The organism is Halomonas sp. MS1 (genome assembly GCF_024182575.1).
GTDB lineage: Bacteria > Pseudomonadota > Gammaproteobacteria > Pseudomonadales > Halomonadaceae > Vreelandella.
Genome location: NZ_CP098926.1, coordinates 925,230 through 949,858 on the forward strand (window position 1 = coordinate 925,230; position 24,629 = coordinate 949,858).

At 53.3% G+C, this 24,629-nt stretch carries 20 protein-coding genes; 14 read left to right on the plus strand and 6 right to left on the minus strand.

Features of this window, described 5'->3' with window-relative positions; all coding sequences use genetic code 11:
* Positions 1-18: 18 nt before the first annotated feature.
* Together NF683_RS04260 and NF683_RS04265 are read left to right on the plus strand one after the other, a co-directional pair.
* A complete protein-coding gene (locus NF683_RS04260) occupies positions 19-219 on the plus strand; it encodes a DUF1127 domain-containing protein (protein ID WP_253921348.1) in 201 nt (66 codons plus the stop codon).
* Positions 206-1,078 (plus strand): PhzF family phenazine biosynthesis protein, encoded by an 873-nt coding sequence (locus tag NF683_RS04265; RefSeq protein ID WP_253921349.1) that lies wholly within the window; start codon positions 206-208, stop codon positions 1,076-1,078. The genes NF683_RS04260 and NF683_RS04265 overlap by 14 nt, the downstream gene beginning before the upstream one ends.
* Positions 1,079-1,172: 94 nt before the next feature.
* Here NF683_RS04265 and NF683_RS04270 read toward each other — a convergent pair whose 3' ends face one another.
* Entirely contained in the window at positions 1,173-1,832 is a 660-nt protein-coding gene (locus NF683_RS04270; RefSeq protein WP_253921350.1) for a glutathione S-transferase family protein, read from the minus strand.
* A gap of 149 nt (positions 1,833-1,981) precedes the next feature.
* Between NF683_RS04270 and NF683_RS04275 the strand changes: the two genes are divergently transcribed.
* Positions 1,982-2,509: a TetR/AcrR family transcriptional regulator gene (locus NF683_RS04275; protein WP_275050936.1), complete on the plus strand. Its 528-nt coding sequence runs from the start codon at positions 1,982-1,984 to the stop codon at positions 2,507-2,509.
* A 12-nt stretch (positions 2,510-2,521) separates the two neighbouring features.
* On the opposite strand, the gene NF683_RS04280 is transcribed toward NF683_RS04275, so the two are convergent.
* A complete protein-coding gene (locus NF683_RS04280) occupies positions 2,522-3,469 on the minus strand; it encodes a hypothetical protein (protein ID WP_253921352.1) in 948 nt (315 codons plus the stop codon).
* Between the two features lie 126 nt (positions 3,470-3,595).
* Here NF683_RS04280 and NF683_RS04285 point away from each other — a divergent pair, with 126 nt between their 5' ends.
* Positions 3,596-4,054, plus strand: coding sequence for an Lrp/AsnC family transcriptional regulator (locus NF683_RS04285; protein ID WP_253921353.1), 459 nt, complete (start codon positions 3,596-3,598; stop codon positions 4,052-4,054).
* Positions 4,055-4,062: 8 nt separating this feature from the next.
* On the opposite strand, the gene NF683_RS04290 is transcribed toward NF683_RS04285, so the two are convergent.
* From NF683_RS04290 to NF683_RS04300, 3 genes are all read right to left on the minus strand, one after another.
* Positions 4,063-4,683, minus strand: a complete 621-nt coding sequence (locus tag NF683_RS04290) for a TetR/AcrR family transcriptional regulator (protein WP_089040624.1) — start codon at positions 4,681-4,683, stop codon at positions 4,063-4,065.
* Positions 4,684-4,778: 95 nt separating this feature from the next.
* Entirely contained in the window at positions 4,779-6,275 is a 1,497-nt protein-coding gene (locus NF683_RS04295; protein ID WP_089040623.1) for a CoA-acylating methylmalonate-semialdehyde dehydrogenase, read from the minus strand.
* Between the two features lie 76 nt (positions 6,276-6,351).
* Positions 6,352-7,719 carry an aspartate aminotransferase family protein gene (locus NF683_RS04300; RefSeq protein ID WP_275050930.1) on the minus strand — a complete coding sequence of 456 codons (1,368 nt, stop codon included), beginning with the start codon at positions 7,717-7,719 and terminating at the stop codon, positions 6,352-6,354.
* A gap of 324 nt (positions 7,720-8,043) precedes the next feature.
* On the opposite strand from NF683_RS04300, the gene NF683_RS04305 reads away from it, so the two are divergent.
* Genes NF683_RS04305 through NF683_RS04325 form a run of 5 tightly spaced genes read left to right on the plus strand, consistent with a single transcriptional unit; the run spans position 8,044 to position 13,438 of the window.
* Positions 8,044-8,286: a hypothetical protein gene (locus NF683_RS04305; RefSeq protein WP_089040622.1), complete on the plus strand. Its 243-nt coding sequence runs from the start codon at positions 8,044-8,046 to the stop codon at positions 8,284-8,286.
* Positions 8,287-8,301: 15 nt separating this feature from the next.
* A complete protein-coding gene (locus tag NF683_RS04310; protein ID WP_253921354.1) occupies positions 8,302-9,849 on the plus strand; it encodes a sodium:solute symporter family protein in 1,548 nt (515 codons plus the stop codon).
* 22 nt (positions 9,850-9,871) lie between these two features.
* Positions 9,872-10,702 carry a FadR/GntR family transcriptional regulator gene (locus NF683_RS04315; RefSeq protein WP_253921355.1) on the plus strand — a complete coding sequence of 277 codons (831 nt, stop codon included), beginning with the start codon at positions 9,872-9,874 and terminating at the stop codon, positions 10,700-10,702.
* A 49-nt stretch (positions 10,703-10,751) separates the two neighbouring features.
* Positions 10,752-12,041 carry a Zn-dependent hydrolase gene (locus NF683_RS04320; RefSeq protein ID WP_253921356.1) on the plus strand — a complete coding sequence of 430 codons (1,290 nt, stop codon included), beginning with the start codon at positions 10,752-10,754 and terminating at the stop codon, positions 12,039-12,041.
* A gap of 2 nt (positions 12,042-12,043) precedes the next feature.
* On the plus strand, positions 12,044-13,438 hold the full coding sequence (locus NF683_RS04325) for an amidase (protein ID WP_089040618.1): 1,395 nt from the start codon (positions 12,044-12,046) through the stop codon (positions 13,436-13,438).
* Positions 13,439-13,483: 45 nt separating this feature from the next.
* Here the strand turns inward: NF683_RS04325 and NF683_RS04330 are convergent, their stop codons facing one another.
* Positions 13,484-15,997 (minus strand): CoA transferase, encoded by a 2,514-nt coding sequence (locus tag NF683_RS04330; RefSeq protein ID WP_253921357.1) that lies wholly within the window; start codon positions 15,995-15,997, stop codon positions 13,484-13,486.
* A 567-nt stretch (positions 15,998-16,564) separates the two neighbouring features.
* On the opposite strand from NF683_RS04330, the gene NF683_RS04335 reads away from it, so the two are divergent.
* The 5 genes from NF683_RS04335 to acnA all read left to right on the plus strand — a co-directional run bounded on the left by NF683_RS04335 (position 16,565) and on the right by acnA (position 24,585).
* Positions 16,565-18,187 (plus strand): BCCT family transporter, encoded by a 1,623-nt coding sequence (locus NF683_RS04335; protein ID WP_198361410.1) that lies wholly within the window; start codon positions 16,565-16,567, stop codon positions 18,185-18,187.
* 65 nt (positions 18,188-18,252) lie between these two features.
* The gene (locus tag NF683_RS04340) at positions 18,253-19,419 is read left to right on the plus strand and encodes an iron-containing alcohol dehydrogenase (RefSeq protein WP_089040616.1); all 1,167 of its coding nucleotides are present in this window, start codon (positions 18,253-18,255) and stop codon (positions 19,417-19,419) included.
* A gap of 172 nt (positions 19,420-19,591) precedes the next feature.
* Positions 19,592-20,488 carry a LysR substrate-binding domain-containing protein gene (locus NF683_RS04345; RefSeq protein WP_342760368.1) on the plus strand — a complete coding sequence of 299 codons (897 nt, stop codon included), beginning with the start codon at positions 19,592-19,594 and terminating at the stop codon, positions 20,486-20,488.
* Between the two features lie 351 nt (positions 20,489-20,839).
* Positions 20,840-21,733 carry a LysR substrate-binding domain-containing protein gene (locus tag NF683_RS04350; RefSeq protein WP_089040615.1) on the plus strand — a complete coding sequence of 298 codons (894 nt, stop codon included), beginning with the start codon at positions 20,840-20,842 and terminating at the stop codon, positions 21,731-21,733.
* 152 nt (positions 21,734-21,885) lie between these two features.
* Positions 21,886-24,585: an aconitate hydratase AcnA gene (gene acnA / locus NF683_RS04355; RefSeq protein WP_198361409.1), complete on the plus strand. Its 2,700-nt coding sequence runs from the start codon at positions 21,886-21,888 to the stop codon at positions 24,583-24,585.
* Positions 24,586-24,629: the final 44 nt, after the last annotated feature.

The following is a 24,629-nucleotide window of genomic DNA, read 5'->3' on the forward strand; positions in this document are numbered from 1 at the left end:
CCATCAAGGAGAACTGCCATGCTACGCTTCAGCCTCGCCCAAATTCGCTGTCAGTTACGCCACTATCATCAACGCCGTTGTAGCCGTCGCCAGTTACTAGCCCTTGATGACCGATTGCTGAAAGATATCGGCATCACCCGCACTCAAGCGAAAAAAGAGGGTTGTAAACCGTTTTGGAAGCACTCGTCATGCAAAAGAGGTCCCTATGAAAACTGCTGAGTATTACCTGTTGGATGTGTTTACCGATAAGCCTTTCTCGGGCAATCAGTTGGCGGTTTTTTTAAATGCCGATGGGCTTGAAACCAGCACCATGCAGGCAATTGCCAATGAGCTTAACTTGGCAGAGACGGTATTTTTAGGCGCGGCGACGACGACTAATCACTACCCTATGCGGATATTCACACCCACGGCCGAGCTGCCGTTTGCTGGCCACCCCACGGTTGGTACCGCGCATCTACTAGCGGAGTTAAACCTCGTCAACCGCGAGCAAGGCATTGTGCTACAGCCACCTGTCGGTGCATTAGCGGTTAATTATGAACGAGAGGGAGCAACCTTCAAAACCGCCCAGCCCGTCATGGTCACGGGCAGCACGATTGATCGCCTCACTGCCGTTGAGCTACTGGGGCTAGACATCCACCAAGTCATTGGCGATCCCATCATTGCTTCTTTCGGGCTGCCCTTTCATCTTATTGAACTAGCTGACCTAGCAGCCCTGGAGCAGGTTCAAATCGCCGATGCAGTATGGGCGGATGCCGTTGCGCGCAGCGGCACTGAGCAGATATACCTTTATGTGATGGAGCAACACGATAACGAAGAGACGATTGTACGGAGCCGTATGTTCTGCATGCACGCCAGTCTCTGCGAAGATCCCGCCACTGGCAGCGCTGCAGCAGCGTTAACCGGCTATTTAGCGTCACTCAAACCTGATCTCCTGCACTGCAAGATTCACCAGGGTGTTGAAATGGGGCGACCCAGCGTTATCCACACCGCCGCCAATGGCACTATAGAGCAAGGGTTTGTAACAGTAGCTGGGCAAGCGATCATCGCTGGCGAAGGTAAGCTTTACTTGAACGATTGAAGCTATTAACAAAACAATAAAAGTATTGATTTCGCGACATATCAAGCCAATCGCTATCAGTGCGGGCAAGCCATGGTGGCTCGCCCGTCTTTGTTTATGCCGCTAAAAACACATTGCGCGCGCTGGGCCGATCCTGAATCCGCTTTAAGTAAGCGGATAAATGCGGTGTTTTTTGTAACAAAGGGGCAGCAGGTGGCAACTTACTTAAATAATCCAACATCGGCGCGGCCAATGCATCTGCAACACTAAAGGATTCAGTCACTAAATAAGGCTGCTTGGTTAGCTGAAGCTCTAACAGTGATAGCATTCGAGCAACCTCCGGCTCAGCTGCTCGGATATAATCTTTCCGTACTGTCCCATTCTCCCCTTTTGGGAAATAGAACTCTAACAAATATCTCCGCACAATTGCTTCATCCACATAGATTGATAGCCAAGCAGAAAATTGATCCACTAAGGCTCGCTCCCAAGCTGCTTCAGGCTGCAATTGATCGCCTTCGAAGGCCTCATCTAAATAGCGACAAATGCTAGCCGTTTCACAAAGCTGATGCTCCCCATGAAGTAATATAGGCACTTTTCCAAAAGGGTTTATGCGTAAATGCTCTGAGCTGTGTAAGTCGATAGCATTACCGTTTATTGACATACCAAGCGTATAAGGAATTGATTTCTCTTCGCAGCACAACTGCACACTTCGCACAAAGGTACTAAATTGTGGCCCCAGAATATGTACACCTTTCTCTTGCGATAAAGTGCTCATTATTACGCTCCTCTCGTTTTATATAGGTAGTAGTGAAGAGTAACGACAGGCACAATATGTTCAATAACATATTTTGGATAAAGCAAAAATGAGCTGATCAATGCCAATACAAGGGAGGGTTAATAATGCCGTGGGATGAATCGCACAAAATGCACTCGCATGAAAAAATATTGCACGCTGCTGCTCGTCTTTTCACTCACCATGGATTCAACGGCGTGAGCATAGATACTGTTATGCAAGAAGCAGGTATGACGCGTGGCGCGTTCTATGCTCACTTTGAGTCAAAAAGTGATTTATACGCTCAGGCGCTCAAACATGCTGCAACTCAAGCAGCCCAGCGGTTAGCACTAGAGCAGTTACCTGAACAAGGCATAGAGCGATATCTAAGTGAAGAGCACCTTTTCGGCCAGCAAGTCCCTTGTCCATTGGCATGCCTGATTAGCGATGTCGCTCAACAAGACCTCCCTATTCGGTCAACCTACACCTTACTCTTCAAAGGGTTTGTGGACAGGGTGAGTCAAATGACGCCAGCAGACCAACTAACTCGACACCAAATTATTCAACAAGTGGTCACCATGGTGGGGGGGCTTGCTATCGCACGCACGTTGAACGATGAGTCACTGTCCAAGGAGGTATTGGAGGCTTGCCGAGAATTGGCCAGCTCAAAGCATCTCTAAAAGCGTACCGGCCTATTGCTGATTCCCCGTAGCTTTGGGCCAACGGGCAATCACCGCGGTGACAATAACGGCAAACAACAGCCGTGCCCATAAAATGCCCGTTATATCGGCTCCAAGCATTAAAATCAGCAGCGTATCTTCTATAACGCTATGGCAGAGGCCGAGAAAACACAGCGCTAGCGTGCTGTCGCGCTTGCTAAGCACCCCGTTTTGCACGTCACGAATCAGCAGCCCTGCGCCATAGCTTAATCCCAGCGTGAAACCAATGACCGTCACATTCGCTGCCGAACGGCCAATGCCTAATAGCTTGAGCAACGGTAGCAAGCCAAGATGAATCCAACGCTCTAGACCCAGCCTTTTTAAAAGTTTTAAGAGCACAATCAGCGCTAAAATAATCACAAAAATAAGCGCTAACGTTTCCAACTGCGCCAACGCCCAACTGCTGAGCGTTGGTGCTGATGAAAAACTTGGCTGCCATACCAATTCAACGGGTGCTTGCAACAAACCAAAATACGAATAGAAGCAGTGTAAAAGCCAAGCAAGCAGTAAAGCCCCACCCACACGCAGAACCAGCGTGCCCCACCAAGGTACGCCAGCGCGCTTGGCTACCGCTCCCTCAACGGGAAGCGAATGTCCTACCAGCATCAACGCACCCAGTACCGTTACCTGCTCAACACTCAAAGGCGTTTCACCGACGACTTGGAAAAACACCGCAATGGCGGTGTACAAATTGGTGAAAAGCGCCGCCGCCCAAACAACCCCCATTTGTTCGGGCAAACCGAGTGTGCTCATTAAAGGAGCTAATACCGTCCCCAGCCACTCGATCATACCGAGTAGTTCTAACCCTTTGACGATGAGCAACGCAGGTATCAGGATTTTGAGTAATGTCACATACACGCGCAGCGCGTCTTGCAGTACACGACCTACCACCGCCAATAAACAGTGAATTGAGATCCGCATCAAGCCCTCCATTGCCATCGTTTTAACAAACGTTATGATAATGGAGATGACGCAGAATCTTCTTTCCAATACGGTGCCCACAATCACTATTCGTTCTTTATTAACATAGAAAGAGAATCTTATTTCATGGACGCTATTGATCGAAGAATTCTTGACCAGCTTCAACGCGATTCCAGCCTGACCAATCAAGCATTAGCGGATGAAATAGGGCTTTCCCCCTCTGCCTGTTTAAAGCGGGTTAATCGATTACGCGATGCGGGAGTCATTGAGCGTGAAGTGGCGCTACTCAACCCTGACGCCCTAGGCCAGCGCCTACACATGGTGGTGGAAGTCACCATGGAGCGAGATAACAAATTACTCTACCAGCAGTTCTTAACATCAGCGGTCAACGCCCCTGAAGTGAAGCAGTGCTATCAAGTAACGGGTGAGTGTGATTTTGTGTTGATCGTGGCCGTCGCTAACTTAGATGAGTACGACCGCTTTTGCGACAGCGTGCTCTATGCCCACGACAACCTGCGCAAGTTCCGCACGTTACTATCGCGAAAACGGCATAAGTTTGATACGTCTGTGCAACTCAGTCATTGAGCACTGCTCTACGCCGTCAACCCAATCCCTCGCAAAATTACCGAGGTCACCGACTGCACGGCTTTTTCAAACTGCAGGTCGTCTAAGGGTTTATCGTCGTTAAGCAGGTAGATTTGGTAGTCGAAGTCGGCGTAGTGCTGGGTCGATGCCCAAATCATATAAAGTAGGTAGGACGGTTCAACGGGGTTAATTTGACCGGACTCGACCCACTCGCGAATTTTCGACTCTTTCAACTTGGCCCATTCGTATAAGTTATCGCGCAGGCGCTCTTTCAGAATGGGTGCGCCCTGCATCACTTCCGCCGCCCATATTTTCGAGCCGTGAGCGCGGTAGCGAGAATGATTCATTTTGGCGCGAATATAGCTAGAAAGCACGACTCGTGGGTCGTCGTAGAGTTCAAAGCACAGCGCGTCCTGTTTCCAGATTTCCAGCAGCGCTAGCAGCACTTCCTGGTAGAGCGCCTTTTTAGTGGAAAAATAGTAGTGCACGTTGGATTTGGGCAGATCGGCCAACTGGGCAATTTCCCCCATCGACGCTCCGGCATAGCCTTTTTCAGCAAACAATTGCTCCGCCGCCTGAAGAATCTTTTTTACGTTGGTTTGCCGAATTTCGTCCTGTGTTCTCGCCACGCTGCTCGTCCCTTTACGACTAAGATACGCACACCAAAAAAGTGCACCACCGCTTAGCAGTGGTGCAGAGAAGATGGCGTAGTTAGCTTACGGCGTCAACGTTGGTTAGTGGGAAACGAAAACTCGGCACGTGTGGCTTCGCTCACCGAAGGCCAGCGCTGGGAAACCGCTTTTCGGCGGGTATAGAAGCGTACAGAGTCGGGGCCGTAGGCGTGAAGGTCGCCAAACAACGAGCGTTTCCAGCCGCCAAAGCTATGGTAGGCCACCGGTACGGGAAGCGGTACGTTAACACCCACCATGCCCACTTCGATGCCATCGGTAAAGCGTCGAGCAGCCTCGCCATCGCGAGTAAACAGACAGGTGCCATTGCCGTATTCATGGTCGTTAATCAATTGCATAGCATCATCTAAGCTGCCGACCCGCACCACGCACAGCACTGGCCCGAAAATCTCTTCCTGGTAAATGCGCATCTCGGTAGTAACGTTATCGAACAGGCAACCACCAACGAAATAGCCGTCTTCATGACCCGCAATTTTCAGCTCACGGCCATCGGCCACTAGCGACGCGCCGGCCTTTATGCCGTCTTCGATATAGCCCAATACCTTGTCACGGTGCTCTGCCGTCACCAGCGGGCCCATATCCAAGCCTTTATCGGTACCAGGGCCAACCTTGAGCTCAGCAATTTTAGGCAGCAGCGTTTCAACTAGTCGATCTGCCGTCTCGTCACCCACGCATACCGCCACCGAGATTGCCATGCAGCGTTCGCCGCAACTTCCAAAAGCCGCCCCCATCAGGGTATTGGCAGCGTTTTCCAAATCGGCGTCGGGAAGCACCACGGCATGATTCTTCGCCCCACCCAGAGCCTGAACGCGTTTGCCTGCGGCCGAGCCACGGGAATAGATAGCTTCTGCTACCGGCGTTGAGCCAACAAATGAGATGGCTTTAACGGCCTTAGCATCTAGCAGCGTTTCCACCGCTTCGCGACTACCGTGCACCACATTCATCACGCCTTTTGGCAACCCAGCTTCTTGCAACAGCTCGGCTACCGCCATCGCCGCCGAAGGGTCTTTTTCCGAAGGCTTGAGAATAAAGGTGTTGCCGCAAGCAATCGCCATCGGATACATCCACAGCGGCACCATGGCAGGGAAGTTAAACGGAGTAATGCCAGCCACTACGCCCAATGGCTGGAAATTGGACCACGCATCAATGCCCGGCCCAACGTTATGGGAATACTCGCCTTTTAATAGCTCAGGCACACCGCAGGCATACTCGACATTTTCGATGCCGCGCTTCAGTTCGCCCATCGCATCTTCAGGGGTTTTACCGTGCTCTTCACTGACCAATTGCACCAAGCGGTCGGCGTGCTCCTCTAGCAATTGCTTGAAGCGGTACATCACCTGGGCGCGCTTAGCAGGTGGCGTATCTCGCCAAGCAGGAAATGCAGCTTGGGCGGCAGCAATAGCACGCTCTACGTCGGCGGCGCTGGCGTCCGCCACTTGGCGAATCACTTGACCCGTTGAAGGGTTGGTCACGTCCAGCGTGCGCTGGCTGTCGATTAATTCACCGTTAATCAGATGGGAAACAACACTCATATTTAAACTCTCTGAAATTTAGGTCAGTCGGTTATGCCGACGAATCTTATGTTCATAAAACTTATGTTGATAAAACTTATGCTAACGAATCCAGGGTGGTGGCAACGGCATCAAACAGCCGCTCTAGCTCAGCCTCTGTAGAGCCAAACGGAGGGCCGAACTGCAGTGTGTCGCCGCCGTAGCGCACGTAAAACCCAGCTTCCCACAAGGCTAAATGGGCATCCCTAGGGCGAATGGTGGGGTCGCCATCTCGGGGCGCCAATTGAAGTGCGCCCGCTAAGCCATAGTTGCGAATATCAACAATGTGATTGCGGCCTTTTAGAGCGTGCAGCTTTTGTTCAAAAGCGGGCGCGATAGCACTTACCTGGGCAGGGAAGTTGTCACGTTCCATCATGTCAAGCGCCGCTAAACCAGCGGCACACGCAACGGGGTGAGCGCTATAGGTATAACCGTGGGAAAACTCAATGGCGTGTTGGGCACCGCCAGCGTGCATAAAAGTGTCGAAAATTTCGCTGGAAGCAATCACCGCACCCATAGGAATAGCGCCGTTAGTGATCTGCTTGGCAACGTTCATGATATCCGGCGTAACGCCAAACGCTTCCGCGCCGGTGGTTGCGCCACTGCGACCAAAAGCAGTGATGACTTCATCGAATATCAGCAGAATGTCGTGGGCAGTACAGATCTCGCGCAGCCGATCCAGATAGCCTTTAGGCGGTACAATCACCCCAGCAGAGCCAGACATCGGCTCAACGATCACCGCCGCAATGGTGGATGCATCGTGCAGGGCGATTTGATCAAGCAGCGCATCAGCAAGCTCAGCGCCGGTTTCGGCTTGGCCACGGGTGAAGGCGTGACCTGCCTGCAGCGTGTGCGGCAGATGCGTTACGTCCATCAATTGGCCGTAGTGCTTACGATTGCCACCGATGCCACCCAGGCTGGTGCCACCAATATTCACCCCGTGATAACCCTTGGCACGGCCAATCATGCGCGTCTTCTCGGGCTTACCTTTTAGCCGCCAGTAGGCCTTGGCCATTTTGACAGAGGTATCAGCGGCTTCTGAACCAGAGTTAGTGAAAAACACATGATCCAGCCCAGCAGGTGTAAGGCTGGCCACTTTTTCTGCCAGCTTAAACGCCAGCGGGTGGCCAATTTGAAAACCTGGCGCAAAGTCGAGAGAGCCAAGCTGCGCCGCCACCGCTTTTTGGATCTCTTCACGGTTATGACCTGCGCCACAGGTCCATAAGCCAGAGAGTGAATCAAACAGCTTACGGCCCTGGTCATCGATGTAATAGCGCCCTTCCGCGCCAGTAATCATGCGCGGATTGGCGCGGAAATCACGGTTAGCGCTAAACGGCATCCAATAGTGCTGATTAAGCGCTCTGGGAGAAGCGTTTTGTTCGTCAATAAACGCTTGAGGGGTCGTGTTGTTTTGTAGGTCAAACATGGTGTCCAGCTCCATCGCTATGAGACATAGCCTCAGCATGCGCCACTGAACATGTTTATAAAATTACGCTTTTCTTGTGTTCACGTTAGAAAATTTATACGTAATAAGCAGACTCTCGTTATCCATTCTGGCTTGACGATATTTTGAAAAACGCCTATTTGTTATATCTATACGAATAAATACAACAAATGAGTGGTTCACGCCCCACTAACGCTTGGCAACCGCGCTGCGCTTAATAACGCTGCTGTTGGATAGCTTTTGCTGGATTGCTTTGCGCTGAAAACCAAGCTCACACACAAACCATAAACAAAGGGCAAACGTGTTATGAAATATCTACCTCCTCTTAAACTAGCGCTTTATAGCGGCATGCTGCTTGGGTTCTTCATGCTAGAAAGTCCCATCATCATGCTAGCCAATCGTATAGAACCCATGTTGATGGGCATCCCCTTTTTATTGGCCTGGAATCTCTTTTGGTGGTTTGCATTAACGGCGCTGTTTTTAGTGGCGTATTTGACAAACTGGGGCAGCCCATCATCAACGGCTAACCACACCATTAAGCAGCCATAAAAGGGGGGATAACGCATGACCGGTAGCTTATTAATTATTGCCGCATTTATGATCATCCCCTTACTAGTAGGGGTTTTATCGGCACGTCAATCGCAAGAAACGAGTGAAGACTTCTTCGTTCAAGGCCGTGCTATGGGCAGCATAGCGGTATTTTTCACCGTAGCGGCCACGTGGTGGAGTGCATTTGCCTTCTTGGGTTCTAACGCTACGTTCTATACCAATGGTCCAGTCTTTCTGACTGCGCTAGCCTGGAACTTGCTGTTTGGTTTTATGTATTACTGGATCGGCAAGCGGGTTTGGTTTTTAGGAAAACGATTCAATTATTTAACGCCATCAGATTTAATTGGTGACTTTTATAACAGCGAAGCACTGCGCATTACCGTTGCGGCTATTACGCTGATTTTTACCGTACCTTATTTACAGATCCAATTAACGGGTGGTGCCTATTTAATTGAAGTTGCCTCTGGTGGCTTGATTCCTTTCTGGCTCGCCGCGCTGCTGTTTTACTTCATTATTATTATCTATGTATGGATTGGCGGTATTCGTGCCATCGCCTGGACCGACGTCATTTACGGCGCTCTATTGTTCTTCGGCATGATGTACGCAGGCTACTATATTTCCACCCAAGTGGGTGGGCCATCCGCTCTGTTTAGCCAACTCCAGAAAACCTCTCCTGAACATCTCACTATGCCAGGGCCGAACGGCACGATGGGCTATCCCATGTGGTTCTCGCTGTTTGCGATAACCGCTATTGGCGCCTTTATGGGCCCACAAATTTGGTTGCGCATGTACTCAGTTAAGCACGGCAAGCTGTTTAACTTAATGCCCTTCTTATTGGGCTTAGCAGCCTTTGCCTATGTAGGTTCTGTTCTATCAGGTTACTCGGGAGTACTGCTTGAGCCGAATGTGGAAAATCCCGACCAAATCCTGCCCATCATGCTCATGGAGTATGCGCCATATCTACTTGCCTCGCTGATTATGGCAGCGGGCGCATCAGCTGCCATGTCAACGGCAAACTCACAGATTCACGCGGTATCCACGGTAGTGACAATGGATATTTACAAACGCTATGTGAACCGTGACGCAAGCCAAGCCCGTATTGTTTATATCGGTCGCTTATCACTGGTGGGCTTCTCACTGGTGGCTTATATCATGGCGCTTACCGTACCCGGTGTTCTGGTCACCATCGGCATTGCTGCTCTGGCAGGCACTGCACAATTGGTGATTCCTACACTCGGTGCCATCACTTGGAAAAAAGCTCACCCGACTGCTGCTCTAGTAGGTTTGTGGGCCGGCGTTGGCTGCGTGCTTCTGATGACCTTTGGCCCGCTAAGTGCCCCTCTTGGCTTCCATGCAGGTATTTGGGGGCTACTGCTCAACATCGCACTGTTTGTTGGCCTAAGCCATGCATTGCATCGCCGCGACACAGCGGTTGTGGAACGCTTTACCCAGGCACGCTACGACTATGATGCGGAGTACCACCCCGAGCGTTTACCTAGCTATGTACAAGAACCTAAACCAGCTTATGCACAAGAAACTAAACCCTCTATAGCTGATCGCTAACAATCAACAAAGGAGTGTATTGATGGCCAAAGCCCCTTTTTCAACTGCTAGTTCAACTACTAGTTCAACCGTTAAGCGTCGCCCTAAACTCGCCGAGCTTATCAGTGATGATATCAAACGCTGGATTGCATCGGAGGGGCTCGGTGAAGGTGATCGCCTGCCAAATGAGCGAGCTCTGATGGAGCTCTATGGCAGCGCCAAAGCCACTATACGCGAAGCGCTTAAGATTCTTGAGGTTGAGGGGCTCATCACTTTAAAAACCGGGCCTCAAGGAGGAGCCGTTATTAATCAGCCGGGCATGGAGCCCGCCAGCCGCATGCTACGTAATTTTCTGCATTTCCAACAGTTAGATGGCAAGCAAGTGTATCAATTGCGCAAGCTGTTAGAGGTCGAGCTGGCGGCATCCGTCGTCGGCCGACTCACGGAAGAAGACTTTCAACAGCTTGAAGCGAATATAGCATCCTGCACTTGTTGTAGCGGCGAGGAAGACCATAAGCGCCAGCGCTTTTTAGAGCTGGAGTTCCATCAACTGCTGGCGCGCACCTGCCCGAACCCACTGCTGGCATTTATATGCCAGTTTTTAAACGACATGCTGCGCGACCTAGTCGTGATCAAAAAAGCTTACGTGCCTGAGCGTAAACAATTCGATCACGCTAACCAGGACTATCACCGACAGTTGCTAGATGCCTACCGAGCCGAAGATACCTCGCGTGTCCGTCAAGTGATGGCCGAGCATATGCTAGATGCAGAGCACCACATGAGCGCGCTGGAAGCCGAAATGGCCGCACAAATGCTAGTCAGCAACGACCTGCTGGGCACTCTAGCCAATCGTTCAAAACTATATGATTTATAAATGAAAAATGCGTTCTTTAGCACCCTTTTCATCCTAAGAGGATAGCAAATTGACTACCTACATAACGCCAACAAACGCAATCACTAACCTGCGCACCGACAGCGATCGGCTTTGGCAATCGCTGATGGACATGGCGAAGCTGGGCGCGACGGCTAAGGGCGGCGTTAACCGACAGGCGCTAACGGATCTTGATCGCCAGGGACGCGACCTATTTATCCACTGGTGTCGTGCTGAAGGCTGCACCATCCGCATTGATAATATCGGTAATATTTTTGCCCGGCGGGAAGGCAGCGATCCAACAGCCAAAACCGTCATGGCGGGCAGCCACTTGGATAGCCAGCCCACTGGTGGGAAGTATGACGGCTGTTTTGGGGTACTTTCAGGTCTAGAAGTAATCCGAACGCTTAATGAACACAACATCACCACAAAATCGCCCATTGAAGTCGTTGCGTGGACTAACGAAGAGGGCTGTCGCTTCCCACCCTGCATGATGGGGTCTGGAGTATTTACTGGCGTGCTTGAATTTGACGCCATGATGGCACGCACTGACGCCGATGGCGTCACGGTAAGTGATGCACTGGATGCCATTCACTACCGTGGTAGCGATGAGGTCTCACCCAGTGAGATAAAAGCTTACTTTGAACCACATATCGAACAGGGGCCGATTTTAGAAGATACCGACACCACCATCGGCGTGGTTATCGGTGGTCTTGGTCAAAAGTGGTTTGATTTAACCCTAACCGGGCTTGAAGCCCACGCGGGTCCCACGCCCATGAATCTGCGCCGCGACGCCATGATGGGCGCTGCGGAAGTCACCCAAGCACTTAACCGAATTGCCTTGGATCATCAGCCCCACGGGCGCGGTACGGTTGGTTGTATGTCACTACATCCTGGCTCGCGTAACGTTATTCCCGGCCAAGTTAAAATGACCCTGGATATGCGCCACTGGGAGCCAGAAGCCCTGATCTCAATGAGTCAATCCTTAGCGACGGTCGTCGAGGAAATTTGCCAACGTCATGGGCTGGAATATGAATTAACACCCACCGCAGATTTTGCCCCTGAGCACTTCAATAAAGCCTGTGTTGATACAGTGCGCGAAGGGGCCGAGCAACTCAACCTATCGCACATGGATATCATCAGCGGTGCTGGTCACGATGCCATGTTCGTCGGTCGTGTAGCCCCGGCTGCAATGATCTTTGTGCCCTGCAAGGACGGCATTAGCCACAACGAAATTGAAAGCGCTACCCCAGAGCATGTTCACGCTGGCTGTAACGTCCTTCTACAGGCCATGTTGAATGCGGCCGGTGTTGAAGACAGCGTTAGCATAGCTGGGGAGTAACAATGACCGAGACATTTGAGACACTCACGGCTGTGGAAGCATTAGACCGCTTCCGCCAGGGGACTCTTTCCCCAGAGGCGCTGGTAAACGACTGCTTGGAGCGGATTGCCCGCGACAACCCAAAGGTCAATGCGTTTACTTGCGTGAACGAGATAGAGGCTCGGCGCTTGGCAGAAGCGTCTGCCCAGCGCTGGCAGGCAGATAAACCCTGCGGCCCGCTAGATGGCATTCCTGTCACTATTAAAGATTTAACCTTAACGAAGGGCCTACCGACACGCCTGGGTTCAACCACCACTCCATCAGACGGCCCTTGGGAGGTAGATGCGCCAATCAGTCGTCACCTTCGCAATGCTGGAGCCATCGTCATTGGCAAAACGACTTCGCCCGAGTTCGGCTGGAAAGGCGTCACTGATAACCCCCTGCACGGCATTACCCGCAACCCGTGGAATAGCGCACTGACGCCAGGGGGATCATCCGGCGGCGCAGGGGCAGCAGCGGCGCTTAATCTAGGTCTATTACACCAAGGCAGTGACGCGGGTGGCTCTATCCGCATCCCATGCAGCTTTACCGGTACCTTTGGCATAAAGCCAACCTTTGGCTGGGTTCCCCAGTGGCCCGCCAGCGCCATGAGTACACTTTCCCATTTAGGGCCAATGACCCGCACAGCGGCCGACAGTGCTCTAATGCTTAGCGTGATGGCGCAGCCAGATGCCAGGGATGGTTACTCCGGCAATCCCCTTGGGCCAGACTGGCTAACGCCGCCGCCTGCTAACCTAAAGGGCTGGCGCATCGCCTATAGTGCAGATCTTGGCTACGTAGAAGTAGCCTCAGACATTGCTCGAAAGGTAGAGCAAGCCATTGCTTATTTCGAAGAGCTGGGCGCCACAGTAACCCGCGTTGATCCTGGCTTTAGCGATCCAATCAAGACGTTTAACACCCTCTGGTTTGCAGGTGCTACCCAAGCGCTAGAAAAACTGGACGAACAGCAGCAGGCATCACTCGACCCTGGGTTTCTCGATATTGCCCGACGCGGGCAGGATGTATCGCTTTCCGACTATCTCGCCGCCCGACGTCAGCGCAGTGAATTGACTGCCCAAATGGCAGCCTTTCATGAACGCTATGACTTACTGGTTACACCTACGATGCCCATTGCCCCCTTTGCAGCGAGCCACAACGTACCACCAGGGGGAACCTACCGAGACTGGATGGACTGGACGCCGTTCAGCTACCCCTTCAACCTCACCCAGCAGCCCGCGGCATCCCTTCCTTGCGGTTTGGATAATCAAGGGCTGCCAGTAGGCCTTCATTTAGTGGCGGGCAAATATCAAGACCTCAAGGTGCTGCATGCCGCCCAGTTACTTGAGCGCTACTTGCCACCGCTGACACCACCTAATTAATGGTTAATCGGAGGGGATCCCCCTCCGATAGCGAGTCCACCACGCTTAACTCGGCAAGAACTCACGCCCCCAGCCTACGCCAGCCACCTTCCGCGCGATCATCGCGTCGATATCATCTGCGCTATACCCCAGCTCCTCCAGGATAAGTCGGGTCGAGGCGCCAAACCTTTCTGTTGGTATCGGTGCGAGGATCTGAGCTTGCGTGGGGCGAATAGCATAGTGATCGATTTGTGTAATGCAGTGACCACTCGGATGATCAGCATAGACTGAAAAGGCGTAGCTGCCCTTGTCGATTCCCATTCGACCATCTGCCCGACGGCTGTACTTGTTCCTCAACTCCTCGATACCCAGCGGTAGCGCGGCGGCGATGTCAGCAGCATGTAGGGCTTCCAGCCAGTAAGACGCGGGTGCCCGTTTAAAGGCCTCGGTTAGGAAGTCGCCTTTGTGCTCGGCCGTTTCGATCCCCGCTAGGCCCTCGACAGATTCCAACCGAGGCAATTCAGCCTGGTTCGAATCCAGATAGATCCAGCCATCGCTGGTCGCATAGAAGTGCGAGAGGGCATGATAGCCCAGCGCCTCGCGGCCAGAGGGCTCATCGAAGGGCCCGCGCCCCACGTAGTCGAAGGCAAAGGGAACTTGAGCCAGGTTTGTGACCGCCGACAGCGACGTCCTAGCACGGGTTGCCTCACCCGTCTTGTGCTTATGATAAAGCGCCACAGCAATACCCAGCCCGGCGGCAAATCCACAATTGACGTCAAGCGTGCCAAGGTGGGCGTGCTCTTCGGGCGTGTCAGGACCGCCGAAACGACTCATGATGCCGCTATTGGCCTGGACGATATCGTCATAACCGATGTAATTCGTCTTCGGCCCACGGCGCGGGCCGCCGAGACAATCCAGACGACAGAACAGAACCCCCGGATTAACCGACTGAAGAGTGGCATGATCTAAGCCTAGTGGCTCTATCTGGCGCTCTGGAGCGTTTATAACCACTAGGTCGACGCGCTTGACCAACTGCTCGAAAACTTCCCGACCTTCAGGGGTCATGATGTCGACCAGTGCACTGCGCTTGCCCATGCCAGTCTGAAAGGTGAAAAGCGTTCCGATCAGCGGGTCATAAAGAGGCTTAACGGGATCCAGCTTGATCACTTCCGCACCGAAACGAGTCAGGAATGTGGTGGAGTGCGGCCCTGCAATAACATTGGTCAAGTCCAGTACTCGCAGCCCCTCCAGCCAGCCCTGCTTTTGGGCAGGCTTGATGTCCGCACCCAGCGGACGGGTAAGCGTCTCTTGGTATGCAACGGCCTTCAATTCTGCAAGCGCCTCCTCGAAACCGACCTGCTTCCTGGGCTGAGGCACTAACATTTGTTCGCTATAGCCTTCCAGCCAGGCGATCGGTCCTGGCTGCTTCATACGGCCAAATTCGGGGTCGTCAACCTCAACGATTAAGCCAGCCTTGTTAGTGTGCTCGTCGTTAACCCACTCCTGTGTGGTGCGGTGAGGAGCACCTGGTATGCCGTTTTCACCGAAAATAATGCCCCATTCAGTAGACGTTTTGGTGAGAAAGGCTTTTTTCATCTTAGCCGAAATGATATCTGCCCACTTCTTGGGAAGCGGGTACACACCGATGGACGTTTCGCCCTCCCATTCGCTGACGGGCAAGTGCAGATCAGATACCTCCGGCAGCCCCTCAGCGACCAGTTCCTGGTAAAGCCCCAGAGCCTCAAGAGCACGGCGTGCATGGTTACGATGCGACGGACATACACAGTAAAACATGCGTCCGTCTGCGCATTCATAGGTGCGATAGAAAGGATCAAGGTACTCCTGCAAGTCGGTATAAGCGACATCCATCTGGATATCGTTGGCCTTGCGATACTCGATCTCCTTCTCACGCATGGTTTTGTAGCGTTCAGGCAGGCCGTCGATCACGATGGAGTTGTAGGACAACCCTTCCATCAACGCCGACGCAATGGGCACCTCGATGACATCACCGCGCCCCGTCTTTTCACGTTCAAACAGTGCCATTACAACCGCACTGGCCGCCAGGGTAGTCGCGTAGGCGGACCCCAGAGGCAGCGGTGAGAAACTAGGATTGAGCCCCATTAGCACACGGTTGAAGCCCATATCGGTAAAGGCGCCTGACGTGGCAGCGACAACGGCCTCAGTGGCTTTCCATTCGCTGCGTAGTTGATCGTTACTGGCAAAGCCTGGCATTGAAAGCGTGATCAGCGCCGGACGTTCGGCCTGCAAACGGGCAAAATCCACCCCCAGTTTCGCCATGACACCGGGCCTAAAACTTTCAATGATGACGTCGGCCGTATCGATCAATGCCAAAGCCTGCTCCAGGCCAGTGGGCGTTTTCATGTCAAGGCGTAGGCAGCGCTTATTTCTGTTCAAGACCGCATTAGCCGGATGATCCCACTGAGGCCCCTGCGGAGGATCGACGTGTATCACGGTGGCACCGAGGTCAGCGAGTACCATTGCGGTAGCGGGACCGGCGATTTGCTGGCCAAAGTCGACGACACGGACGCCGGACAAGGGGAGCGATTTGTTGGTTGTCATGGCGGTGTTTCCCTAGAAATGAAGTGGAACTGGATAACGTCCGGCGAGTGAAAACAGAACGCAGTGACTGCCCCTTCGCCTGATTGACAACCGGGATACTAGGATGTGGCAACTTGCCTAACCAGCAATAAAAAATCCCCCTGAGGCATAAGTTTTTTGATGCCTAAGTGAAGCTGCGCGTGGAGAACAACGGGAAAGCAGACGATCTGATAGGGCAAAACTTCCCCAAGGCAACAATACGTCCGGTAGGGCAGCGATGACGAGCTACACCGACTGCGTTCAAAAGGTAGAAATCCTTTAACTCAACCACGGCACTGCTTGCTTCAACGCAGGCCAAGAAAAAACAGCCTAACGGCTTATCCATAAAAATAACGAGGTCTTAGGGCGATGTTTCGTTGCTTGTTATCCCTCCCGGCCTTCACAAGAATGACCCCCAAGCCACATTTGTTCGCAACGTGGAAATTTTGCCGAAGCGATAAAAGTGTGGGTCAGTCGCTTCAAGCCGATAACGAGACAACCTGTGCTCTAGGTTCGTCTCACCAGAGCGAGAAAGGAGGAATATGCATCATGTACAAGCACAATAAAGACGCGATGCGAAAGATAGGCCTGTTAGGGGGAGGTCATCCGACCATGACGATCGGATCCGCCCTGTTGGTGATAGCTTTTATTATCTTTACCGTTATTGATCCAGAGTACGCTGGCGCCATTTACAGTGACGCCAATAAATTTGTTAGCTCAAATTTTGGCTGGTATTACATCGCCTTAATAACTCTCATCCTATTCTTCTCGATCTGGCTCATCTTTAGCCGCTACGGAAGTATCCGTCTAGGGAGCGAAGGGGAAAAACCGGAGTTCAGTAACTTTGCCTGGTTCTCGATGTTATTTGGTGCTGGTATCGGCATTGGCATTCTTTTCTGGAGTATCGCAGAGCCGATTTTTCACTTCCAAGGCAACCCCTTCATCAGCGAAAGCCAAGAGATGAGCGTTGAGGCAGCCCAAGTGGCGATGCGCATCGCCATCTTCCATTGGGGGCTACACGGCTGGGGACTGTTTGCGGTGATCGGCTTGGCGCTGGCGTATTTTTCCTATCGAAAAGGGCTTCCTCTCTCCATTCGTTCCAGCCTGTACCCAATCTTCGGTGATCGTATCTATGGCCCCATCGGGCATGTGGTAGATCTGTTGGCCGTGTTCGGAACCTTGTTCGGCATCGCCACCTCCTTGGGAATGGGTGCCCAGCAGATCAACGCAGGCCTCCAGTATCTGTTCGGCTTCGAGGTATCGACCTCTCATCAGGTGATGCTGATCATCCTAATTTCGACTATCGCTACTGTCTCGGTCGTCACCGGTGTCAACAAGGGCATTCGACTCCTCAGCATGCTGAACATGCAACTGACAGGGATTATTCTGGCGCTGTTTCTCATTTTCGGTCCGACTGCTTACCTGCTAGGAGCCTTCTTTACCAACTTAGGAGACTATCTCTTTCATGCGGTGGAGCTAGGACTTTGGGTCGACCCCGACCCTGAGAGCCAGTGGCAAGGAGCGTGGACCATCTTCTACTGGGGGTGGTGGATAGCTTGGGCCCCGTTCGTTGGCATGTTCATCGCGCGCATTTCCCGGGGACGCACGATCCGCGAATTCGTACTCGGTGTACTGTTAGCGCCAACGCTTCTGGGGGCCCTATGGATCACCGTATTTGGCAACACTGCTCTCTTCATAGAGCTCTACGGAAGCGGTGGCGTGACCGCAGCGGTTAATGACGACGTCACCATAGCACTGTTCACGACCATTGAACTGATGGGGCTGGGGCAGTTACTGACGCTACTGTTTGCCTCGATCTGTACCGTCATGCTGGTGACCTATTTCGTCACCTCCGCAGACTCCGCAGCCTTGGTGATTTGCACTCTGGTCAGCATGGGTAATGAACACCCCTCGACACGCTTGCGGGTATTCTGGGGGATCGCGGTGGGTGCAGTGGGCGCAGTGCTATTACTCGCCGGAGGCTTGCAAGCCTTGCAGACCGCCTCGATCGTTTCCGCCCTGCCGTGCTCAGTCGTGGTAGTGCTGGCCATCTATGGCCTATGCAAGTCGCTAAGAGAAGAACCGCGTTCTGGGCAAGCCGAACGAGAAGCCCCCTTGGAGGCGCTCGCCCCCTGCTCCACCGCCGAACTTTCGGAACTCGTTAATAAATAAACACAAATTTCACGGGGGTTGTCTTTATACCGCCGTCCTTGAGACCCATTACCAAAGGAGACGTCATGTCCACTCAGATCTCTTTTCCTCGTCTTATGCAGGTGGGCGAAGGCGCAAGCCAGGAGATTCCCCATATCCTGGCAAACCTCGGCTGCCAGCGCCCTCTCATCATCACCGATAAGATGATGGTCCAACTGGGCTACGTCGGGCAAATTCAAGCAACGCTCTCTAACCATATGATTGCTGCAGATGTCTTCGACGATACCGTACCAGAGCCTACCATTAGCTCCATACAAGCCGGCGTGGAAAAGACATGTAGAGGTCACTACGACAGTATCATCGCCCTGGGAGGTGGGAGTCCCATCGATAGCGCCAAGGCGATTGCCATCCTGGCCAAGCACGGCGGTGAAATGCGAGATTACAAGTTCCCCCGCCAGGTGAGTGAAGTGGGCCTCCCCATCATCGCGGTCCCTACGACAGCGGGTACCGGTTCCGAGGTAACCCGATTCACCATCATTACTGACGAAGACAGCGACGAAAAGATGCTTTGTGTTGGATCTGGCTTCATGCCGGTGGCAGCTATAATCGACTACCGTCTGACCCTGAGCCTGCCAAAGCGGACGACCGCCGATACCGGAATTGATGCTTTGACCCACGCGATCGAAGCCTATATCAGCAAGAAAGCCAACCCATTCAGCGACAGCCAAGCTCTCTCAGCGATGAGACTGATTGGCCCTAATCTCCGTCGCGTTTATCACCACGGTGATGACCAACGCGCCCGTGAGGCGATGATGCTGGGGTCGACCCTTGCGGGCATGGCCTTCTCGAATGCCTCTGTGGCACTAGTACATGGCATGAGCCGTCCCATTGGCGCCTATTTTCATGTGCCGCACGGCCTCTCCAACGCGATGCTGCTGCCCACCGTGACCGCGTTCTCGATACCGGCCTCCCCGGAGCGCTATGCCGACTGCGCTCGTGCCATTGGCATCGCCAGCGAGCAGGACAGTATCGACGTCGCCAATCACAAACTGCTTGATGAACTCAATGCCCTCAACGATGAGCTTCAGGTTCCCACTCCTGAGCAGTTTGGCATCAAGCGTCAGCGCTTCTTTGAGCTGATGACCAACATGGCCGAACAGGCATTGGCCTCCGGTTCGCCCGGAAACAACCCTCGAGTTCCCGACGCCGACGAGATCATTGGGCTCTACCAACGGCTTTGGTCGTCCCCCTAAATTTTTAACACAGGAAGAATCCATGACCCTCGTAGGACATCTCATTTTTTCCTTCGTGAGTAGCTCGTAGCGACTGATACGCAAGCCCACATCTGATAAATTGACCGACTAAACTCGGTGACCTACTGCGATGAAGATAATCATGAAGAAAAGGCTTCCTCCGCTGAATTGGTTGCGATCCTTCGAATCGTCCGCCCGCCTTCAAAGCTTTACCCGGGCGGCGGTTGAGCTCAATCTCACCCAAGCGGCTATCAGCCAGCAGATCAAGGCGCTCGAGTCACAGCTTGGCACCCAACTGTTCAAGCGCCTCCCCCGAGGTATTGCTTTGACCGATGCAGGGTTGGCCTACTTGCCAGCTATCCACGAGGCCATTGAGCGCCTAGCGGTCGCCACCGATGAGATCTTCGGTCAGGGGCGTCCCAAGCTGATTACTGTCAGAGTCAATTTAGTATTCCTCACCACCTGGCTCGCCCCACGCCTCTCTCGCTTCCGGACTCTGTACCCCAACATCGGCCTGCGTTTCACGAGCAATATCTGGGCTGGAGAGGGCTATAAGAAGGAGGAGGCCGACATGGAGATCCGCTACGGCCAGGGAGGTTGGGAGGGGATGAAGTCAGAGCGGCTCACTTGGGATGAGTTATTTCCAGTATGCAGCCCATCGCTATTCACAAGAACATCACCCACCGACTCTCTCGAGGCCCTGGCCGAGCATACCCTGCTGCACGTGATCGGCTATGAGGAAGGATGGGGCTACTGGCTGAATAAGACGGGAGGAAGTCATCTCGATACTTCCCAAGGGCTCCAGTTCGATACCTTGATTGCCGCGCTAGAAGTGGCGTCCCAAGGAATAGGGTTCGCGCTTGGGCGTAGCTCATTGGTGGAAGGAATGATCGCAAGCGGCAAACTGATCGCCCCCTTTGAGCAGCGTATCGCCACATCAGAGGCTTTTCACCTAGCCTATTCTGATCAGCAATATCTTCACCCTCATGCGGAGGCATTCAGGGCCTGGTTACGACAAGAGGCCGAAGTCCAGTGCCATGATTACTCAGATGGCATACCACAGAAATAAAGGCTCTACGCGACTTTTTGGCCTCTTGATGATCCGCTATCCAGGCAGGCATCCGGCGGAGCTTAGCAATGATTGGCGCCCTGATCGCGGGATAGGCGACTTCATCAATCGCAATGGACATCAACTGATCGAGGTCAACGTTCATCGACCAACTCAAGAAGAGCCCGCTGCAAGGAGATGAGCCATTACAGGGAAGTTTCCATTGAACAGCCATCATGCTTACCATATAGACTATCCAGAAAATATGGCTGATCTGCCGTTTCAGCGTTAGGGCTTATACGGCTGAGTGCAGATAAACCATCCAAACTTGCCACGGCTATCATTCACTCTTATCAGCTTGTGAGCGGCTCAATGCGCTATGACTTGACTACCTTGAAAATCTTTCTTTGCGTTGCCGAAGAGCGAAGTCTTACCCGGGCCTCGAAACGAGCGCACTTAGCGGTGTCGGCCATTAGCAAGCGCATTGCTGAACTTGAGAGTCGCGTGGGGGCACCTTTGTTCACACGCTTTTCACGGGGGGTGGAGCTAACGCCTGCGGGTCAATCCATGCTCTCCTACACCCGTAAGGTTTTCGAGACCCTGCACCAGATGGAGGAGGAGTTAAACGACTACACGGGGGGGATCAAGGGACATATTAAGCTCCACGCCACGACCTCTGCATTGGCACAGTTTCTGCCCGCCGATATTGAATCATTCACCGCCGAATACCCGGGCATAAAGCTCGATATCGAGGAACGCGTGGGGGCTGCTATCGTGCGCGAGGTCGTTGACGGGCATGCGGATCTGGGTGTTTTTGCCAGTCACACCGCATCGCCTGAGCTTGAAACGTTTCCCTACCGTAGCGATGAGCTCGCCGTCGCGGTGTCAGTGAGTCACTCGCTAGCAGAGCGGGAAAGCCTACATTTTGCTGAGTTTATTCGCCACGAGCTGATTGCCTCACACAGCGAAAGTGCTCTCTACGCTTTAATTACCCGTGAAGCTCAGAAACTGGACATTACGCCCAAGGTCAAAATTCGGGTCAGTAGCTTTGACTGCATGTGCCAGTTGGTGGCTTCCCGCCTGGGCATCGCGATTTTGCCTCGTCATGTTATCAACATCTATGCACAGTCAATCCCTATTGTCGGCATTACGCTTAACGAAAGTTGGGCAGAGCGGCAACTACAAATCGGGATTAGGGATATTCGTATGCTACCCCCGACAGTAAAAGCCTTTGTCGAGCATCTTCGACTCTCTTCATCGGCTTAAGGTTACCTATCTGAGCCTCTGGAGTAGCAGGTCGCGTTCGACTGTTACCCGCTGACGAACGCTCGCTTGGCGAAGCTTCAATTTTCCCTTTGAAGATCTTCCTATAACGTGGTTTCCATTGCGCCTCAGCTCGGTGCCCAAGGAGACCCCCAATGCCCCAAGATAAGCGCCCTACCTTCCAGCCGCGCAGGATGACAGTAGACGGCCAGGAGTACCGTTACATTGCCCTGGCTGACTTGGTCGATAAGCAACGGCTTAAGCAAATGCCCTACTCCTTGCGCATTCTGCTAGAGAACGTGGCACGCCGCTCCCCTAACGACGTGCCTGGCTTTCTTCGCTTTTTAGCAGGTCAGACGAGTGAAGGAGAGGTTAATTATTATCCTAATCGCTTGATGTTTCACGATACCACCTGCCTGCCTGCGTTAGCCGACTTTGCTGGGATGCGAGATGCGGTGGCTGAGATGGGCGGCGATCCTAACCGAATAAACCCGGCAATACCCGCCGTATTAGCCATTGACCATTCGGTGATCGTTGAGCATTTCGATCAGCCAGAGGCATTTGCACGCAATCTGGACATCGATTTTCATCGCAATGAGGAGCGTTACCGCTTCTTGAAGTGGGCTGAACAGAGCCTGGATAACTTTAAAGTGGTCCCCCCCGGCACCGGTATCATTCACCAAGTGAATATGGAGTCACTGGCTGAAGTGGTGTGGGTGAGTGAAAGCGAAAATGGTGGCCCATCCTGGTTGCATCCCGACAATATGGTGGCGACAGACAGCCATACCCCGATGATTAACGCTTTGGGCGTGCTCGCCTGGGGGGTTGGTGGGCTTGAGGGGCAGGCAGCCTTGCTGGGGGAGCCCGTGACGCTCACCCTTCCCGAGGTCATCGGGATTCGTCTCACCGGCCAGCTTGGCCCAACAGTCACTGCCATGGATTTAGCCCTCACTATTGCTGAGTTACTGCGCGCTGAGGGAGTGGTAGGCAAATTCGTCGAATTCTGTGGCCCTGGGCTGGCTGGTCTGGATCTAGCGGCAAGGGCCACCGTTGCCAATATGGCGCCAGAGTACGGGGCAACCGTCATGTTTTTTCCGTTCGACGATAGCACCATGGAGTACTTAACCTTGAGTGGACGCGATGCGGCGTTGCGCACCCGGGTAGCGACTTATTTAGAAACCCAAGGTTTGTGGCGTCATAGCGACGCTCCCGCCCCCTGTTTTGATCGCTGCCTTGAGATCGACTTATCCCGTATAGAACCCAGTGTTGCCGGTCCCCACCAACCTCATCAGCGGCATGCACTCAGTGAATTGGCAGCCTCGTATCAGCGGCTCGGTCGTCCATCGCACAAGGCCGTTGATCTATTGGCAACCAGCCATGATAGCGCCGCTGATCTGAGCGGCTGGGCTCGCACGATCGATCATGGCGCGGTAGTGATTGCAGCGATCACAAGCTGTACCAATACCGCCAACCCCACTGAGGTGATTCAAGCTGGATTGCTAGCGCGGCGTGCACGCCAGCGTGGTTTGACGCGCAAGCCGTGGGTGAAGACATCGCTTTCACCGGGCTCGCGGGTCGTCGCCGATTACCTAAAAAGTGCAGGTCTGCAGCAGGATTTCGATGCACTCGGGTTTTCACTGACGGGCATCGGTTGCATGACTTGTATTGGCAATTCAGGCAGCTTGATTCCTGCGGTGGAGGCGCGCGTCGACACGGGTCTGGACGGCGTCGCCGTGTTGTCTGGCAACCGTAACTTCCAGGGGCGGGTAAACCCACGTCTTTCCTCTGGCTATCTAATGTCGCCTGCGCTTGTGGTTGCCTACGCCATTGCGGGTGATGTGACTCGGGATATTACCTGCGAGCCCATCGCCGAAGATGCCTCTGGACGGCCAGTGTACCTGTCAGAGCTGATGCCTAGCGACGACGAGGTTGCCGAGCTAGTGAATGCGTTTGTCACCCCCGAGGGGCATGCCGTTCGTAACGCGACGCTTTGGGAGGGAACGCATCACTGGCAAAAACTCAATGCTGAGAGCAGCCTACGTTTCAACTGGCATTCTGAATCGACCTATCTGCGCCGTCCACGTTACCTGGAGCATGTATCACCCCAGCCACGCAGCTCTCTGTCACTCACGGATATGCGGGTACTGATGCAACTGGGTAACAACGTTACCACCGACCATATTTCGCCTGCAGGGGCCATTCCTGAGGATAGCCAAGCGGGACGCTATCTAATCAGAATGGGTGAGGACCCCGCCAACCTCAATCAGTATTCGACTCGGCGCAGTAACCATGAAGTGATGCTGAGGGGGGCGTTCACCAATCAGCGGGTCGATAACCTTTTGCCGGGCATGCCAAGTGGTCAGGGCGTCTGGGCGCGCCCCGTTGATGGCGGCGAGCCACAGCCACTGTTCGAGGCTGTCCAAGGCTATCTCGACAAAGATATCCCTTTAGTGGTTTTCGCGGGCATTAATTACGGTGCGGGGTCGAGCCGCGACTGGGCAGCCAAGGCCCAAGCGCTAATGGGGGTAAGGGTGGTGGTCGCCGGTAGCTTCGAGCGCATCCATCGCAGCAATTTAATCGGTATGGGGGTACTGCCGCTGCAATTCCCCGCTGGTGTGACTGCCGATGGCTTGGCGTTGTCAGGTGATGAAAGCGTTGCCATCGACGTTAGAGAACCCTTGGCGGTGGGTAAAAACCCGGTGCTGCTACACCTAAGTGGTACTGGAAGAGAGGACGTTACGTTAATGCTGGATCTGCGCATCGACTCTTCCCAGGAAGTGTACTACCTCATGCACGGCGGCATTCTGCCCTTTGTGGTGCGTAAGACACTGGAGGAAGGCCAGTCTAGCCACTGAGCCCTACCGCTATTGATGACCCGTTCCAAATGACACAGGAAGCA